This window comes from Microcoleus sp. Pol12A5, from assembly GCF_036701435.1.
In the GTDB taxonomy this organism is placed as follows: Bacteria; Cyanobacteriota; Cyanobacteriia; order Cyanobacteriales; family Microcoleaceae; genus Microcoleus.
Genome location: NZ_JAUBQU010000033.1, coordinates 1 through 16,477 on the forward strand (window position 1 = coordinate 1; position 16,477 = coordinate 16,477).

15 protein-coding genes are annotated in these 16,477 nt (G+C 46.5%); 7 read left to right on the plus strand and 8 right to left on the minus strand.

Annotated features, from left to right (window positions below; genetic code table 11):
• The first annotated feature begins 35 nt into the window (after nt 1-35).
• Both QUA45_RS11575 and QUA45_RS11580 read left to right on the plus strand, forming a co-directional pair.
• Nucleotides 36-308: a hypothetical protein gene (locus tag QUA45_RS11575; protein WP_333220786.1), complete on the plus strand. Its 273-nt coding sequence runs from the start codon at nt 36-38 to the stop codon at nt 306-308.
• On the plus strand, nt 289-594 hold the full coding sequence (locus tag QUA45_RS11580) for a hypothetical protein (RefSeq protein WP_333220788.1): 306 nt from the start codon (nt 289-291) through the stop codon (nt 592-594). Before QUA45_RS11575 ends, QUA45_RS11580 begins: the two co-directional genes overlap by 20 nt.
• A 268-nt stretch (nt 595-862) precedes the next feature.
• Here the strand turns inward: QUA45_RS11580 and QUA45_RS11585 are convergent, their stop codons facing one another.
• The 4 genes from QUA45_RS11585 to QUA45_RS11600 all read right to left on the minus strand — a co-directional run bounded on the left by QUA45_RS11585 (nt 863) and on the right by QUA45_RS11600 (nt 3,726).
• A complete protein-coding gene (locus tag QUA45_RS11585) occupies nt 863-1,330 on the minus strand; it encodes an MgtC/SapB family protein (RefSeq protein ID WP_333220790.1) in 468 nt (155 codons plus the stop codon).
• A gap of 37 nt (nt 1,331-1,367) precedes the next feature.
• Nucleotides 1,368-2,024 (minus strand): hypothetical protein, encoded by a 657-nt coding sequence (locus QUA45_RS11590; RefSeq protein ID WP_333095078.1) that lies wholly within the window; start codon nt 2,022-2,024, stop codon nt 1,368-1,370.
• Nucleotides 2,025-2,268: 244 nt separating this feature from the next.
• Nucleotides 2,269-3,234, minus strand: coding sequence for a BadF/BadG/BcrA/BcrD ATPase family protein (locus tag QUA45_RS11595; protein ID WP_333095077.1), 966 nt, complete (start codon nt 3,232-3,234; stop codon nt 2,269-2,271).
• Between the two features lie 135 nt (nt 3,235-3,369).
• Nucleotides 3,370-3,726, minus strand: a complete 357-nt coding sequence (locus tag QUA45_RS11600; protein WP_333148834.1) for a zinc ribbon domain-containing protein — start codon at nt 3,724-3,726, stop codon at nt 3,370-3,372.
• 215 nt (nt 3,727-3,941) lie between these two features.
• Between QUA45_RS11600 and QUA45_RS11605 the strand changes: the two genes are divergently transcribed.
• Complete coding sequence (locus QUA45_RS11605; RefSeq protein ID WP_242723321.1) at nt 3,942-4,268, plus strand: phasin family protein; 327 nt, start codon at nt 3,942-3,944, stop codon at nt 4,266-4,268.
• A 278-nt stretch (nt 4,269-4,546) separates the two neighbouring features.
• Complete coding sequence (locus QUA45_RS11610; RefSeq protein WP_333095075.1) at nt 4,547-5,134, plus strand: FKBP-type peptidyl-prolyl cis-trans isomerase; 588 nt, start codon at nt 4,547-4,549, stop codon at nt 5,132-5,134.
• Between the two features lie 94 nt (nt 5,135-5,228).
• Here QUA45_RS11610 and dnaB read toward each other — a convergent pair whose 3' ends face one another.
• The 3 genes from dnaB to QUA45_RS11625 all read right to left on the minus strand — a co-directional run bounded on the left by dnaB (nt 5,229) and on the right by QUA45_RS11625 (nt 12,538).
• A complete protein-coding gene (dnaB, locus tag QUA45_RS11615) occupies nt 5,229-6,554 on the minus strand; it encodes a replicative DNA helicase (RefSeq protein ID WP_190735109.1) in 1,326 nt (441 codons plus the stop codon).
• Between the two features lie 166 nt (nt 6,555-6,720).
• A complete protein-coding gene (gene rplI / locus QUA45_RS11620) occupies nt 6,721-7,179 on the minus strand; it encodes a 50S ribosomal protein L9 (protein ID WP_006634794.1) in 459 nt (152 codons plus the stop codon).
• Nucleotides 7,180-7,441: 262 nt separating this feature from the next.
• Nucleotides 7,442-12,538 (minus strand): PAS domain-containing protein, encoded by a 5,097-nt coding sequence (locus QUA45_RS11625; protein ID WP_333220793.1) that lies wholly within the window; start codon nt 12,536-12,538, stop codon nt 7,442-7,444.
• A 619-nt stretch (nt 12,539-13,157) separates the two neighbouring features.
• On the opposite strand from QUA45_RS11625, the gene QUA45_RS11630 reads away from it, so the two are divergent.
• Nucleotides 13,158-13,997 carry a glycosyltransferase gene (locus QUA45_RS11630; protein WP_333095073.1) on the plus strand — a complete coding sequence of 280 codons (840 nt, stop codon included), beginning with the start codon at nt 13,158-13,160 and terminating at the stop codon, nt 13,995-13,997.
• 2 nt (nt 13,998-13,999) lie between these two features.
• On the opposite strand, the gene gloB is transcribed toward QUA45_RS11630, so the two are convergent.
• On the minus strand, nt 14,000-14,773 hold the full coding sequence (gloB, locus tag QUA45_RS11635) for a hydroxyacylglutathione hydrolase (protein ID WP_333095071.1): 774 nt from the start codon (nt 14,771-14,773) through the stop codon (nt 14,000-14,002).
• A gap of 236 nt (nt 14,774-15,009) precedes the next feature.
• Between gloB and QUA45_RS11640 the strand changes: the two genes are divergently transcribed.
• Together QUA45_RS11640 and galE are read left to right on the plus strand one after the other, a co-directional pair.
• Nucleotides 15,010-15,213, plus strand: coding sequence for a hypothetical protein (locus QUA45_RS11640; RefSeq protein WP_190659093.1), 204 nt, complete (start codon nt 15,010-15,012; stop codon nt 15,211-15,213).
• 200 nt (nt 15,214-15,413) lie between these two features.
• Nucleotides 15,414-16,415 carry a UDP-glucose 4-epimerase GalE gene (galE, locus tag QUA45_RS11645; protein ID WP_333095070.1) on the plus strand — a complete coding sequence of 334 codons (1,002 nt, stop codon included), beginning with the start codon at nt 15,414-15,416 and terminating at the stop codon, nt 16,413-16,415.
• Nucleotides 16,416-16,477: the final 62 nt, after the last annotated feature.

Here is a 16,477-nt window from a genome sequence, read left to right on the forward strand (position 1 = left end):
ATAGCGACTTGACTTAAGAACACTCATTTGAGTCATTGTCAAGTACAATTTATACCAAATTAGATGAGCTTACCCTGCCATTTAATGGAGGAGACATTGTAGGTGAAGGATGGGGAAAGTCAAAAGAACGCGTGGAAATACCAATTAATAATTATAAAGATAGGCAAACTTATTATGGTGCATTAAATTTGTTAGAGCCAGATTTAATTGTCGCCAAGTATTCAAGGGGGAATGGAGAAAATACTGTCAAAGTTGTCGAAAATTTACAAAAGAAATGTCGGAAAAAGATTGTTAATATTTTGGGATGAAATCAGGCATCATACCGGAGAGAATAGGCGGAAATTTTTAGCAAAACAAAATGAAGGACTAGCCCCTTTGGAATGGAAAATTACTTGTGAACTTTTTGCCCCTTATGCACCCGAAGAAAATCCAATTGAAGCAATATGGTTTCAATTAAAAAGTTTGATCGGGATGTTTTATCGTTTAGTCAAAAAAATTAATATTATTAATCTTTTATTTCAATTGTTTGCTAAATATAATCTTTTCAATTTTCCTAACTTGAAAAAATTTGATGCCTTTTCACAATTCATATAGGATTGCTATATATCAATTCCGGTTGCACTCCTTATTATGATAGGTTTGAGCTACTTTTTCAATACATTGACAGGTCTGGCGGGGAGGATAGCCAACAATTTATGATAAGTGATTAACTCGACTTGGTATGAAAAAACTAATATTATTTACCCTCGATTAACCGCAATCAAATTGGTTAGTAGTGAAGATTCATCAAACGAGTTGGTAATTGCGGCGTTACTAGCAACATTGTAAGGTTATTTTGCCAAATTGAATATACTCAATGAGACTATTTCCTACGACTCCGACGCTCTAACTCTTTAATTACTCTCAGAACAAACAGCGACATTAAAGCGCCAATTAATGCCAGTTGCCACAACCCGCATCCTGCCGCAGTTCCTAAAGCTGCTGATACCCAAATAGCGGCGGCAGAGGTAAGCCCGTGAACTTCCGGTTTGCCTCTTTCCTGCTGATTTTGCCGCATGATTTCTCCGCCTCCCAAAAACCCAATCCCGGCAGCAATGCCTTGAATTACCCGCGCTACAGCATCTCCTCCGTTTTCATTTTTACCCATTGCCAGCGGCATTAAAACAAACAGTGCAGAACCCATACTAACTAGCATATGAGTTCTCAATCCCGCTGGTTTGTTTCTGAGTTGGCGCTCCCATCCAATAATTCCGCCAACAAACATGGCTAGGCACAACCTTAACAGTATGCCTAGCCAATTATCGGGAGACCACAAGTTAGCGATCGACAATGTTTTACTGCAAATAATTAATCCGAAGATTCCAATATTACCGGAGTACGATGTCCGATCGCAATCTTACTGCTAAATCTTGTTCCGGGCGAATCACGAGTACGTCAACGCTGCGCCGCCCCAACAATACTCCAGCTAAAGCGCCGATCCCAGCGCCTCCTAATACTTCTTCCGTGGCGATGGCTTTGTCGCCGGTAATGCCTGCGAGTGCTGCTGCTGCTGCTGCACCCAAAGCTGCACCTTGGGCTACTGAACCTGTGCCAGCACCTTTTTGGACTCTTTCGGTTCTGGTAATAATTCCTGAATTTCCGTCAATCCGATAGCGTTGGCGGCGGCTGATAACTAACTCTCTGGCAACAAATTGAGTACCACTTTGATTGCCTCTTCTGACAGGTTGCAGTGCCCCGACTATCTGGCTGCCTCTGGGGATTAATACTCTGCCTTGAGGTGTGCGGATGTCTTGCGCTACAGTTAAAGTTAAAGGTGCAGTTTCTTCGCGGGTGACAACTATTTTGTCTTTTTCATAGCTAACTGGAATTACACTGCCCGAGGGAATGCGGATGCTATCAAATTGGGAAATTCGTTGTTGAGCTTCTGCAGGATTAGCTACCACCAGCGGCGCGCTGGTTCCCACTGTAATGCCCAGTGCGAGGATTGCTGCTGTTGCTGAACGCCATTTTTGAGAAGTAATCATATAAATTGTCTCCTTGTTTCGGTTTTTGTTTACTTAGGAACGCACTACTGCTAAATTTGTTTCTGGTTTCGCATTCATCTGATGTTTTGATTATGGCAGGCTGGAATTCTACCAGTTGGGAAGATAAGGTCGATAATCCAGAAGTTGAAAATTTGGAAAAATCGAGAAAATCGGCAATACAGGGGCTATCGGGAAGATAAGGAAGATAGTCAAAAGTCAGCATTCAACAGTCAACAGTCAACAATTAATTGTTGAGAGCGTTTAAGGCTAACAATCCTGCACCGAAAGCTGGTTCGTATCGGGGCGAGATTACCTTAGCTTTTGGGGCGGTCGCACTTATTGCAGCTTCAAACCGACCTCGGCAATTTGCCTCGCCGCCCCACACACCTCCTACGAGCACAATTTCAAATTCTTCTGTTTGGTTAAATAGCGCTGAAATGGCTATTTTTGTTGAATAGGTTAATTCTGCCACAGCATTATTGATAATGCCGTCAGCGACGCGATCGCCCTCTGCTGCGGCTCGATCGACTATTGGTGCTAAAGTTGCAATTTCTTTGACTCCCCAACCGCGCCCGTAAACGACTTCTACCAATTCTTCTAGGTTATTGAGGCCTAAATGCTTTTGAAATTTTTCGGCAAGCAGGGTAAAATCTTCGCGTCCGTCATAGAATTTCAAAGCAGCTTGCAAACCCTGAAGGGCGATGTTATATCCGCTGCCTTCATCGCCTAAAATATATCCCCAACCGCCGACTCGTTTAGTTTTCCCGTGACGGTTTTGCCCGAAAACAATCGAACCGGTTCCTGAAATAACGGCGATACCCACCGGATGACCTGTACCGCCAGCAAGTGCGATCGCGCAGTCGCTGCAAATTACTATATTCCTGGGCAAGAACGATCGGGTTACTGGTAAAGTATTTGTCAACTGCAAGTTCTGCACTACAAATTGCACTATTTCGCGATCTTTTGGACGCCCGACGCCTGCTAGTCCCAAACCAATTGCTTCTATGTTGAGATTGCCTACAGCCTCGACCTGAGCGGACAGAACTGCTCGTTCGATCGCCAATTGGATGGATTGTTTTGCTGTCTCAATTCCCAGGGTTTGATAATTTGACGGCCCTGCTTCACCCCGTCCTAAAACAAGGTGGTTGTCATCCATTAAAAGGCAGATAGTTTTAGTGCCGCCGCCGTCGATGCCGAATACGTAACTCATGAATAATTTAGAGAATAATAGAGCAACCCAGATTAACAGAGATATCTCTATTCTAGGCTTTGTACAATCCGAGTGAACAGAGATGTTGCACCATTGTCAATAAGCCTGTTCTTGAAAATGGTGCAAGATGTGAGATTAAATCGACACAGCAATGCTAATAATAATTAAAGCTAATAAAGCTAACCAAACGAGATGGCGCTGACACCAATTTTTGATTGATTGCGGCCAGCCGCTGCTGATGTAATGGCTCGTCTGTGGCACAAGTGGCTCAGCTCGATCGTGATAAAGCGTGCATTCTTTGGCAAAGGGACGCTGCGGGTAGTTGCAAGTGTCGTCTTCGTGATAAATACAGGTAGGGCAGAGAAATTCTTCGGGTTTTGATCGATAAAGAGGGATACCCGGATGACCGAAAGCTTTGAGGGGAATTTTGCAGTGTGGACAGGCGAGGGCTTGGGCGTCTACAGGTTGGTGACAGCGGGGGCAATCAGGCATAGACAGCAGGGTTATGGGGTAATGTGGTGGGTAGGCTCATTAGCGGGTTTTCCGAACGCCGATTAGCGCGATCGGCTCGCCATCAGGCGGCTGGATGCTCCAAAATAGAAAGGTAGGTGTGCGCTGATGTAACTTTAAGTTTACAGATGGTTTCGCAGCGACAGCAGGCGACCTGAGCCGCTCGGGTATGAAAGGGCAAACATTAGGAAAAATCTATGGATAACAATAGCAACTTACTCAAACAACTGGTAATGCTGGGCATTGGTACTACCTCCCTGGTGGCAGAGAAATTGCAGGAAGTCAGCGAGCAATGGGTTAAAGATGGCAAAATCAATCCTGAGCAAGCCAAAACCTTTGTCGATGACATGACGGAGCACCTCAAGTCTGAACAGGGAAATTGGGATACGCAGTTGCAGCGGCAACTACGGAATATGCTGCAAGATATGGGAGTTCCCCGACAGTCCGAAATGGATGAGTTGCGGGGAAGGCTCGATCGTTTGGAACGTCAGATGCGGGATTTAGAAAACCGTAACTGGCGCTGAGGTCGATCCTCTTCGAGGGCTTCGCTAACGCCCGCGAGGAGTTCGCTGCTATCTTGTGATAAAATTGTCACCCAAAGGCAGAAGCCTAAAAAAGGCACTTATGTAGAAGCCACTTATGTAGAATTACAAACATTCTGACTTCATACTTTTGCCTTTAAAATTATCTGGAACCTGCCGTTTTTTGGTGGAAAAGTTCAGATAACATTTGGTAGTTCTTGTTGTACTAGATGTCTTAGATATCTGAGATATCGCGGTTAAAAGTATTAGGAGGGTTAATTTTGCGAGGAGTTCTAGTCAGCTTGGGGGTAATGCTGGTTTGCTTTGTGTTTTTGATAGTCGCTCAAATGGGCGGTTCTGGGTCCCAAGCAGTTGCAGCCGAATTGAATAATCTTTTACCAGAGACTGTTATTGAGAAGTTGTCAGCACAGTCTTTGAATGAAAATAACTTGCTAGTAGCTGATGCTACTTTACCGGAGGTACCAGCTACTATCGCTGGCAATGACATGACTGATAATACTGATAAAACTGTCACCACAGATTCAGGTCTGAAATATGTTGAATTGAAAGAGGGTAATGGGGCGACTCCAAAAACCGGGCAGACGGTTGTGGTACACTACACTGGGACTTTGGAGGATGGCACGAAGTTTGACAGTTCGCGCGATCGCAATTCTCCTTTTCAGTTCAAAATTGGCGTGGGTCAAGTAATTAAGGGTTGGGATGAAGGTGTCGGTACGATGAAAGTTGGAGACCGCCGCCAGTTGATTATTCCCCCTGAACTCGGTTACGGTGCTCGCGGTGCGGGCGGAGTCATTCCTCCTAATGCTACGCTGATTTTTGATGTGGAATTGTTGAAAATCGCTGGCTAGGTAGCTCAATCTAATTCAACGTAAAACTTTTACGGTGTTTAGAAACCCGGTTTTTTTATTAAGAAACCGGGTTTCTGTGTATTTCCTGGTTGATTTACGATCGCTTCGGAGATGCCAGATTGCGAAAGCAGGTATATTGGGCGTCAAATAATAGTTTGATGATTCCTGTGGGGCCGTTTCTGTGTTTGGTAATAATTACTTCTGCAATTCCGCGATCGGGCGAATCAGGGTTGTAATATTCATCGCGATAGAGCATAATTACTAAATCTGCGTCTTGCTCGATCGATCCGCTTTCGCGTAAATCAGACATCATCGGCCGCTTGTTTGTCCTCGCTTCCACACCCCGACTCAACTGAGATAAGGCAATAATCGGCACGTTGAGTTCGCGGGCTAAACCTTTAAGACTTCTGGTAATTCGAGATAGTTCTTGCACGCGGTTGTCGCTGGTACCTTCCATTAATTGCAGGTAATCTAGCAAGACTAATCCTAGGGTTCCGCCTTGTTCTGCTTGGAGGCGGCGGACTTTCGATCGTATTTCTGTGACGGTAATATTGGGAGTATCGTCAATAAACAGCGGTAGTTCTGATAAATTCCCAATGGCTGTACTGATTGGTTCCCATTCGTTTTGACTGATTCTACCCGATCGCAACCTGTTACTTTCTATTTTGGCTTCACTGGACAGGATACGCTGCACTAGCTGTTCTTTCGACATTTCTAAGCTGAAAACGGCAACGGGAAATTTTTGCTGTCCGGCGGCGATGTGGTGGGCGATATTGGTACAAAAGGCCGTTTTGCCCATCGCCGGCCTGGCCGCAACGATGATTAAATCCGAGCGCTGAAAGCCTCCTGTCATCGCATCTAAGTCATAGAAACCGCAGGGAATGCCGGGAAGTGTCAGGCCTTCATTGCGATTTTCTAGGTCTTGAAATGTTTGGTTGAGTGTTTCGCCGATCGACACTAAATCCTGTTGCGGACGTTCTTGAGTTATGCTGAAAATTTCTTGTTCGGCGCGGTCTAAGACTGTTTCTAGCGGTGTTGCCGTCTCGTAACCTAATTGTACTATGTTGTTGCCAGCTTCGATTAATTTGCGGCGCTGATATTTGTCTTCAACTAAAACTGCATATTGGTCGATGTTGACTGCGGAAACTGTGCGATCGACTAATTGTGCTAATTTAGTTAGTCCTCCTACTTGCTCTAACTGGTTGCGGTCGGTTAGTGCCGTTGTTACCGTCATTAAATCGGTAGGTTGACCCTGTAAAAATAGCCCTAATGCCGATCGATAAATGACTTGATGAGCGGTGATGGCAAAAAACTCCGGCCGCAGCAGTTCGGCAATTCGGGAAATAGCTTCTGGGTCAATTAAAATCCCGCCCAAAATTGCTTCTTCTGCCTCTATATTTGTCGGCATCAAATCGCTCATTAGTCAATATTTCTCAGTCATTAGTTATTAGTGGCCACTTATTAGTAATCAGTTCTCAATGTGTAAGTTAGCGTAACTCACTTTGCAAGTTAGCAGTGCTTAGTTGTTAGCTAATGACTAATGACTAACAACTAATGACTGATGACTGATGACTGATGACTCTTAATTACATCGGAACAACTTGAATATCAACTTCGGCGGTAACTTCTGCGTGTAGTTTGATTTCAGCTTTGTAGGTACCAGTTTGGCGAATTTCGGGCAGAGTGATGCCGCGCCGATCGACTTCTTGACTGGTAGAGTTGAAAATCAGTTCTGCTACTTCTTGGTTGGTGACAGTACCAAAAATCGCGTCAGCTTCGCCAACTTGCTTGGAGATGATAAAAGGCCCAGCCGATTGGAGGGCGGTTTTGCGGACTTCAGCTTGCTGCTTGAGCTCTAGCTGGCGCAGTCTTTCTTCTTCACGGCGGCGTTCTGCTTGCTTGAGAATGCCAGGAGTGGCTCTAAATCCCATTCCTTGGGGTACTAGGTAGTTGCGGGCGTAACCTGGGGCTACTTCTACTACGTCGCCAGCTTTACCGAGTTTGCTGACATCTTTATTTAAAACTAATTGGACGCGCTTGGCCATGATCGTGGGTTGTGGGGTTTTAACTGCAACTTTTTATAATAGCGAAGTTTGAGGGGCGATCGCAAGGGAGAAGGAAGTTCGGCAACGGATTATGTAGCGGATGTAACGGATTTAACGGATTTAACGGATGGATGTTGAGATTCGAGGTTCGAGGGAAGAAACAGGGATAATATTTTTAACGGGTAAATTCAGTTTGAAATTACGCAAAACCGGGGTGCTGTAATGAGCCAAATCAACTACAGTGCAAGATCTTACAGAACACTCAGGCTTTATTTTCAAGGCGCTGGACGATCGATCGCGCTACAGTAGCAACTAACTGGGTCGGATCGATCGGCTTGGCTAAGTGTTTGTCAAATCCGGCTTGCAAAACTTGGCGCTGGTTCCCTTCTCCAGCATAAGCCGTTAACGCGATCGCCAACAACTGCCGATACTCAGGCGCAAGCTGAGTGCGGATGCGATTTATCAACATATATCCGTCCATGTGGGGCATTCCGATGTCGCTGACGAGCAAATCCGGTGCAGTTTGTTCGATCGACTCTAGCGCCTCAGCAGCAGATGACAGGGAAATCACCTCTGCACCCGCTTCCTCAAGCACGAAAGCGACAAAATCTCGCGAGTCGAGCTCATCATCTACCACCAAAATTCTCAATCCAGCTAGTGGCAAGGATGGCATATCGGGACAAGCATCCCCATGACGTTCTTCCTCCCCCTGCCTTCTAGAACCATCATTTAATAGCGGTAATCTCACCGTAAACGTCGCTCCTTGACCTTCTCCGGCGCTTTCTGCAAACACCGTTCCGCCGTGAAGTTCGATCAGTTGGCGGACGATCGCCAATCCCAGTCCCAAGCCACCAAATTTACGAGTTGTGGCGCCATCTTCTTGTCGAAAATGGTCAAAAACATAAGGTAAGAAATCGGGAGTAATGCCTTTACCAGTGTCTGTGACTTGAATTTGAGCTTGGTGTTCGACTTGCTCTAATCGAACTTCAACTCGACCGCCTTCGGGCGTGAATTTCACCGAGTTTGATAACAAGTTCCACACAATTTGTTGCAAGCGACTTGTATCGCCTACAACTTGGCCGACATCTGGATTTAAAATAATTTTAATTTGAATTTTTTTAGCTTCTGCTGCTAATTGCACGGTTTCCACCGCAGACGGAATAATGGTTGCCAGATTCACCGGAGCAACATTCAATGTGAGTTTTCCTTGCAGAATCCGAGACACGTCAAGCAAGTCTTCGATTAGTTGAGATTGTAGTCTGGCGTTACGCTCGATCGTCTCAAAAGCCTTGGCAGTTTGATGCGCCTTCAGCTTGCCGCCGACGAGCAGTTGCGACCAGCCTAAAATCGGATTCAGGGGCGATCGCAACTCGTGAGAAAGCACCGCCAGAAACTCGTCTTTAATGCGGTTAGCTCGTTCCGCTTCCGCGCGGGCCGTTTGTTCTAATTGCAGAACCATATCGCGCTCGGTTTCCACTTGTTTGCGCTCTGTAATGTCGATAACAGAGCCGATATAACCCTCAAATTGTCCGCTTTCGGAAAATCTGGGAGCAGCCGCATCGATCGCCCAAGAATATCCGCCATCCTTACGCCTGATGCGATATTCCACGCGGAAAGATTCCTGGCGTTCGTTGGCGGTCAAAAATGCGTTCTTGGCGTATTCTCGGTCTTCTGGATGCAGCGCGTTTACCCAACCCAATCCCAAACCTATTTCCTCAGTTTGACCTGTGAAGTCATACCAGGTTTGGCTCAGGAAACTACAGTAGCCTGTGGAGTTTGTTACCCATACCATAAAAGGAGCATTGTTAGCCATATTGCGGAATCGTTCTTCGCTTTCTTGCAGCGCTGCTTCGGCTTGTTTGCGTTCTGTGATATCCCGACAGACAATCACTCCGCCTTTGATTTCGCTGCTAGTATCAACTACCGGATAACCGCTGATACTGATCCAGCGATCTTCGGAATCTTCGCGGCGGACAAATACCTCTACATCATTAACATATTCACCTTTGATTGCTCTGGCTAGAGGTAGTTCAGCGTCGGGAAAGAGGGTTTTTTTGTCAGTCATAAAAAGTCCGTAAGTGCTCGACCATTCCTCACAAGATTTTTCATTCGATAGCTGACCGAATATCCCCACGGCGGCTCGGTTAAACAACACAAACTCCCCTTGTTGGTTAGCCAAAATCAAACCATCACCAATGCTGTCAATGATTACTTGCAATAACTTAGTTTGTTCTTGCATGGCGACTTCTGCTCGTTTGCGATTTGTGATGTCGTTGGAGATGCCAATCAAGCCGATGACTTCTCCGGCCCCATCGCGGTAGGGAGCTTTCATTGACACAAATGTCCGAATGCCATCGGGAGATTCTTCGACGACTTCTGTTTGTCCGGATTCCATAATGCGCCGATCGTTGTCAGTGACTGTGGCTCCAAGTTCTGCTATTGGGTATAAATCGCGATCGCGCCGCCCAATTACTTCAGCAGCAGGTTTGCCCAGTACGTCCAGCGTGGCTGGATTTGCATAAATAATCCGTCCTTCTCGATCTTTGACAAAAATTGGCGTGGGCGCTGACTCGTTAATCAAATTCAAAATTGCATTCTTTTGCCGCAGTTCTTCTTCAGTGCGTTTGCGATCGCTAATATCGCTCCAATAAGCCGTAAATCCTTCGGCGGCTGGATAGGCGCTCACTTCTATATACATTTGGAGCGACGGCGAAAACTCTTCAAACTTGACAGAAACTTGCTCGTTAACGACTCGATGAAATTCTTGATATGCCCTCGAATTGGATTCTTTCTCGGCGGGGAATACCTCCCAGATCGATCGACCTAGCAAGTCCGATCGAGAGCGAGAAAGCAGTTTTTCTGCTGTGGTATTAACGTAGGTATAGCGCCATTGTGAATCGATAGCCATAAAGGCATCAGTAATACTTTCTATAATATTGCTGACTTGCTGGGAGGCCGCTAGCACCGCGAGTTCAGCGTTTTTGCGATCGGTGATGATTTCGCAAAAAATCATGATGCCGCCAATCTCATTGGTATTGGTTCGCCAAGGGTGAATTTCCCACTGCACCCAGTCGATTAAGCCATCAGGGCGGGGAAACAGATCTTCTTGGCAGAGTTCGACTGCTCCCGCCAGACAGCGCTGGTGGATTTGTTTGAAACTATCGGGCAAATTGGGAAAGATGTCGTAGTGCGATCGACCCACAATGTTTCGATCGCCGAGCCCGTAACTTGATAGCCAGCGGTCGCTCACCAGCATATACCGCATCTGGCGGTCAAACATCGCCACCCCCGCAGGCGAATGTTTAACGAACAGCCGCAGTTGTTCTTCCTGTTGCCGCAACCGATTCTCTGATTGTTTGCGATCGCTGATTTCTTTGAAAAGTAAGGCGACTTTTCGGCTGTGTGGCTCAGGAGTGCGGAACGCCAAAACCTCGAACCAGCGGTTCATGACTTCCGAGCCGTGCTCGAAGCGCAAGGACTCCCCCGTCAGCGCGACTTTGCCGTACATCTCAAACCAATAATCTTCGAGATCCGGAACGAGCTGCCGCACCGTTTTACCCGCAGGTTGTTCGAGTCCGGTTTGTTTCAAGAAGGCCGGATTGACTTCCAAAAAGCGGTAATCGATCGGCTTTTCGTTGGCGTCAAACAGCATTTCGATGATGCAAAAACCTTCGTCTAGGGACTCAAACAAAGTGCGATAGCGTTCCTCAGAGCGGCGCAAAGCAGCAATAGCTTGTTTCCGCTCGCTAATATCCATAAACGCCGCCACACAGCCACGAACTGCACCCTGCTCGTCAAATAACGGCACCGCATTCACCAACCAATCAAAGGCAACCCCGTCCTCGCGCACCATTTGAATTTCCATATCTCGCACTTGGACGCCGGAAGCCACGGCCAGTTGCATCGGCAGTTGTTCTCCGGGAATTTCTTCTCCGTTGCGGAATCGTCTAAACGGAAGGGCTGCAGCTTGCTCTCCGGTTCCAGAAACATTTGTATCGGGCGGCACTATCAACATCGACTGGGCAAACCGATTAGCACGAATTACTTGACACTGTGGGTCGTCGGCGATCGTAATACCGACGGGTACAGCATCAAGTATCGATTGCAGTTCATTAACTCGTCGCTCTAGTTCTTGGTTGAGCCGTTGAATTTCTTTTTTGGTAGCTTTGCGTTCGGTAATTTCATGCACCGTCACATTCACGCCCAAAACGCGATCGTCCTCGGCTTTCAGCGGATAGAGACTCAACAGCCAATCCTGTTCGACTCCCGGCTGTGCTGAGTTCGTCCTGCGAACTTCGAGCTGTTGAAGTGGAACTTTAGTTTCAATAACTTGTCGGTAAAGCGGCTCTAAATCATCTGCCATTTCTGGCAAGATTTCGCGCAATGTTTTGCCGATGTGGGCGGCGGCTGGAACTCGGTTAATTTCTGCGAGGCGATCGTTGAGGCGCACAAACCGCAACTCAGTATCAAGGAAGCAAAGTCCGATCGGCGCGCTAGCATAAATCGCCTCGATTTCTGCTAGTTGTTGCTGCACTGTTTGCGCTTGTTTAACAAAAGCAGCCCGAGCTGCCTTCTGCTCGGTTACATCTTGAAAATAAACGGCAAGTCCCGATGGGATGGGATAAGCTCGTACCGCATACCAAGCATTAAGTGGCGGATAAAAAGATTCAAAACTAACTGTAACTTGGAAGGTGGCGGCGTGGCGATATTCCTGCTCAAACAAACTGCCCACTGATTCGGGAAACTCTTCCCAAATGCTGTGGCCAATCAAATCTTTCGAGGGTCGATTCAGCCACCGCGCCGCTTGCGAATTGAGGTAGGTAAATCGCCAGTCTCGATCCAAAGCAAAGAACCCGTCGGAAATACTTTCGAGGGTGTCTGACAGTTGTGGCGCGGGCGCATTACAGACTGGTTCGGGCTGAGGTTGAGCGATAGGAGTGAAGGTTGTTACTACCGCATAGGGAGTCGATCGATCTCCCTGAAATAAAGGTTGAGAATTGAGCGTCAACCAAATCAATTCTCCCTGTGGCCGATAAAAGCCCATGATGGCATTTAAACATGGTTGCCCGGTTTGCAGCGCCACCATCGCCGGATGCGTCTCGCCGGGAAAATCCGAGCCATCTTCACGCACAGTCTGCCACCGACTGTTGATTGAAGTGCATAAGAGCATCTGTTCTGCTGTCATCCCCAACAGATCCTGGGCGTGACAATTGCAGCCCTGAATGCTACCGTCTGCCAATTGCAGAAGCATCCCTACATCGGTTGGCAAAGGCGCGGCTGGGTAGAACACTTTGTTAGAATCCGTTGAAACAGATGGGTCCATTTTTGGTTGGGGTTCAGTATTGCGTGGGTTTTGCATCGGTTTCTAACAACGCTCATTTTACTTTTGGCCAAGCCAATCGCGATCGATAATAGGGAAATAACCAGAGGAACTTGTGATTTGAGCAGGGTGACACTTCAAACCTAAGATGGATGTCGATCGTTGTGCGGTAATATCGATCTCTAGACAATTTATTTTATCGTAGAGTCCCACGTCTGAACCAGTTGCGGGATTCAGCACAGGCGACGGGGAATTTTCTGGCTGTTTCAGATGGCAGGTTAGTCTGTCTCATTATTTTTCGCGTTGCTGCATATTACCAATGGCTGTTGCTCGTTTTCGGGTGCGAACAGATGGTACTTGCACACAGATAAATAAGTAGAGGAAGCTTGCAAATACATAACCCCTCTCTCGCAGCGAGTGAAACGAAGCAATCGCTCTTGTTATGCCCGCCTTACATTCTGTTACCTTGTAAACTTTATTTGCGGCTAACTACTTAGAATCCCCGTCTGTTTGTGTAAATCTAACCGGAAATTTAGGCAATATTTTGTTCGTCTCAACGGTAAATGGGCGATCGCATTTACCTCAATACAGGGTCGCATACTTCCTCAATTCCCAACGTTTGTGTTACCTTTGCCGTTCATCTCACAAACTTAATCCTATGCACATATTCACAGCAGCCGATCGCACCTATATTCTCGGGTTAGCAGCACTTCTCAAGTCTGTAGATCTGAATGTTAGCCAATCTGGGGAGGAGCAGGTCAAAATTAGCGTTGTATCTACCAGGATATATTCACCGGAAAAGGAACAGTTACAGAATTGCTGCAAATACCAGATTGAATGGCAAGAATTGCAATCTAATTACGACCAACTTCTTTCGGTATCAGGCTCTAAACTTCCTTACGTTAAATTGGAGCCGCGAAAATATACTAAAGAAACAGAAAGGCTGATTTGGCTCGACAGCGATACGATCGTTCTGGGCAGCTTAAAGCCGCTGTGGAACCTAGATTTTCAAACTCTGCCGATAGCAGCCGCAGCCAACACCTGGGGAAATCCCAACAATTATCAAGATCGAAACCCTTATTTCAACAGTGGTGTTTTAGTTTACAACATGAAGGTTTGGGAGGAAGAGCAACTGTCGGAAAAGTTGCTCCAAAATGCTAGAACCCACGTTTGGGGCGATCGCGATCAAGGTGCATTAAATTCAGTTTTAGTGGGAAGGTGGAAGCAATTAGACCAAAGATGGAACAACCACAAGACTGATGATATGTCAAGTAAAGTGATGCACTTTATGTCAAGACCGAAACCGTGGGAAAGCAATGCCCCCAATCAATTATGGCTTGATATGTTGTCTCAGACACCGTTTAAGGACGAACTGGAAAAAATCCCAAATAAGTTTAAGGGGCTGTCGAGCTTTAACGTAAAATACAAAAGACTTGACAGGTGGTTGAGCGAACCGATACTCAAGTTTAAGAGTTACCTAAAACAACAAAAACGTTAAAGTTAAAATTGGTCTTTCATGCCGCGCAATCGAGCGAAGGTTTGCACTGGATCGCGGGTGTTGGTGGCTGATTGGATCTTGGGAAAGTCCCAGCGCAAAAATGGGTTTGTGCTTTTTTCGAGGCCGATCGATGATGGTATTGTAGGTTGCGATCGACTCCGCGCTTCCTTGACTTCGGCGAAGCGCTGCTGTAAATCGGGATTGTCGCCATCCACACTCAAGGCAAATTGCAGGTTGTTCAGCGTGTATTCGTGGGCGCACCAAACTCTGGTATTGTCGGGCAAGTTTCGCAGTTGCCCCAAAGAGGCTAACATTTGGGCGGGAGTGCCTTCTTTGAGCCTGCCGCAGCCTCCGGCAAATAAGGTGTCGCCGCAGAACAATTCGCCGGTTTCGCTGGGGTTGCTGGGGGGGAAATAGTAGGCGATGTGAGCTTTTGTGTGGCCGGGTACGAAGAAGACTTCGGCGGTTCTGTTGGCAAAAGAAACTCGATCGCCCGCTTGTAAAAACACTTGCTGTCCGGGAATTCTGCCTCTATCTTCTGCGCCGCCGTAAACTTTAATTTGGGGAAAGCGATCGATCAGTTCCTGATTGCCACCTATGTGGTCGCTGTGGTGGTGGGTAATGAAAATTGCGGTTAATTCGGCTCCGAGTGCTTGCAGTTGCTCTAATACTGGCTGCGACCGTGCTGGATCGACGACTGCTGCTGTGTGGCGATCGGGGTCGTGCAGCAAGAAAATGTAATTGTCGAACAGTACCGGAAGCCGATAAACCTGCATAGAAAAGTGCCTCTCTCGGAAAAATATTATATAATTAAGTTAGTCTGAACGCTATCCGAAGGCTGATTGCAGATTTATTAAGTCCGCATATCTATCTTGGGAAGTAAAACTCTGATACGTTATTTCTGCTATCGATCCAGCTATCGATCCAAGTGATTTACAGTTGGGTACGCAATATTTTTTGGTCAAGAACTGCAATCCACTTTAATTATTTTAGCGTAAAAGCGATCGAATAAATGCGAACATCTCACAACAAATCGAACTTAACAATTTCTCAAAAAGTCGATCGGATTGTAGCGTCTGGTAAGATAACTCGCCGGGAACATTTAGTTTTGACTTCGGCTATCCTGTCAGATGATAAAATTTCAGAAGAGGATCGACATCAGATTAATCGCATATTTGATTATATCCAAATTGGTCGCCTCAAGTTTATCGATTGAATAGAAAGACTTGCACAGTCAGCATCTATCTGGAGTGTAAAAAGCGTTTTTTAGGAGTGCGATCTTCTCGTCTCGCACAGCAAAGCCTATATATTTCGCTTTAATTCTCCGGCTCACGCGGAGTGTAAAAGCATCAGATGTGGAAGTCTCAAATTAACAAGGCTATTGGCAATCCCAGCTACAAAAACAGGCAGAAGAAAATGAGTGCAGAAAAACAAACTATTTTGGTGACAGGCGGAGCTGGATATATTGGCTCTCACGCGGTATTAGCGCTGAAAAACGCAGGTTACGGTGTGGTGATTTTGGATAATTTAGTTTACGGTCACAAAGATTTAGTAGATCGGGCTTTGCAGGTGGAGTTAGTAGTTGGCGACACGAACGATCGCACTCTCCTAGACAACTTGTTTGCTTCGCACAAGATTGATGCTGTCATGCACTTTTCTGCTTACGCTTACGTAGGCGAATCTGTTACCGACCCAGCTAAATATTATCGCAACAATGTCATCGGCACTATTACGCTTTTGGAAGCAATGATCGCTGCTGGGGTGAAGAAATTTGTGTTTTCTTCTACTTGCGCGACTTACGGCGTACCGCAGAAAATTCCGCTCACCGAAGACCACCCGCAAAACCCGATCAATCCCTACGGTGCTACTAAGTTAATGGTAGAGCGGATTTTGTCTGATTTTGACGCTGCGTACGATTTCAAGTCTGTTTGTTTCCGATATTTTAACGCGGCTGGGGCCGATCCTAATGGGTTGTTAGGAGAGGATCACAATCCAGAAACTCACTTGATTCCGCTGGTGTTGTTCGCTGCTTTGGGGAAACGAGATTCGATCTCGATTTTTGGCACGGATTACGATACTCCTGACGGTACTTGCATTCGGGATTACATTCACGTTAACGATTTGGCATCTGCTCACATTTTGGGATTAGAATATTTGCTCAAGGGTGGCAAATCTGATTTCTTTAATTTAGGCAATGGCGGCGGGTTTTCGGTGAAAGAGGTGATAGAAACGGCTCGTCAAGTGACGGGAAAAGAGATTAAAGCTGTTGAGTGCGAACGCCGTCCTGGAGACCCGCCTGCTTTGGTTGGCAGCAGCGAGAAAGCCATCAAAACCTTGGGTTGGTCTCCAGAATATCCCGACATTAAGAACATTATCTCCCATGCTTGGCAGTGGCACCAAAAACGCCACAGCTCTTAGTATGTAGGGTGGGCATTGCACACCTTACAATTACAGCAAATTTTGATTAAATTGTTGTGGGG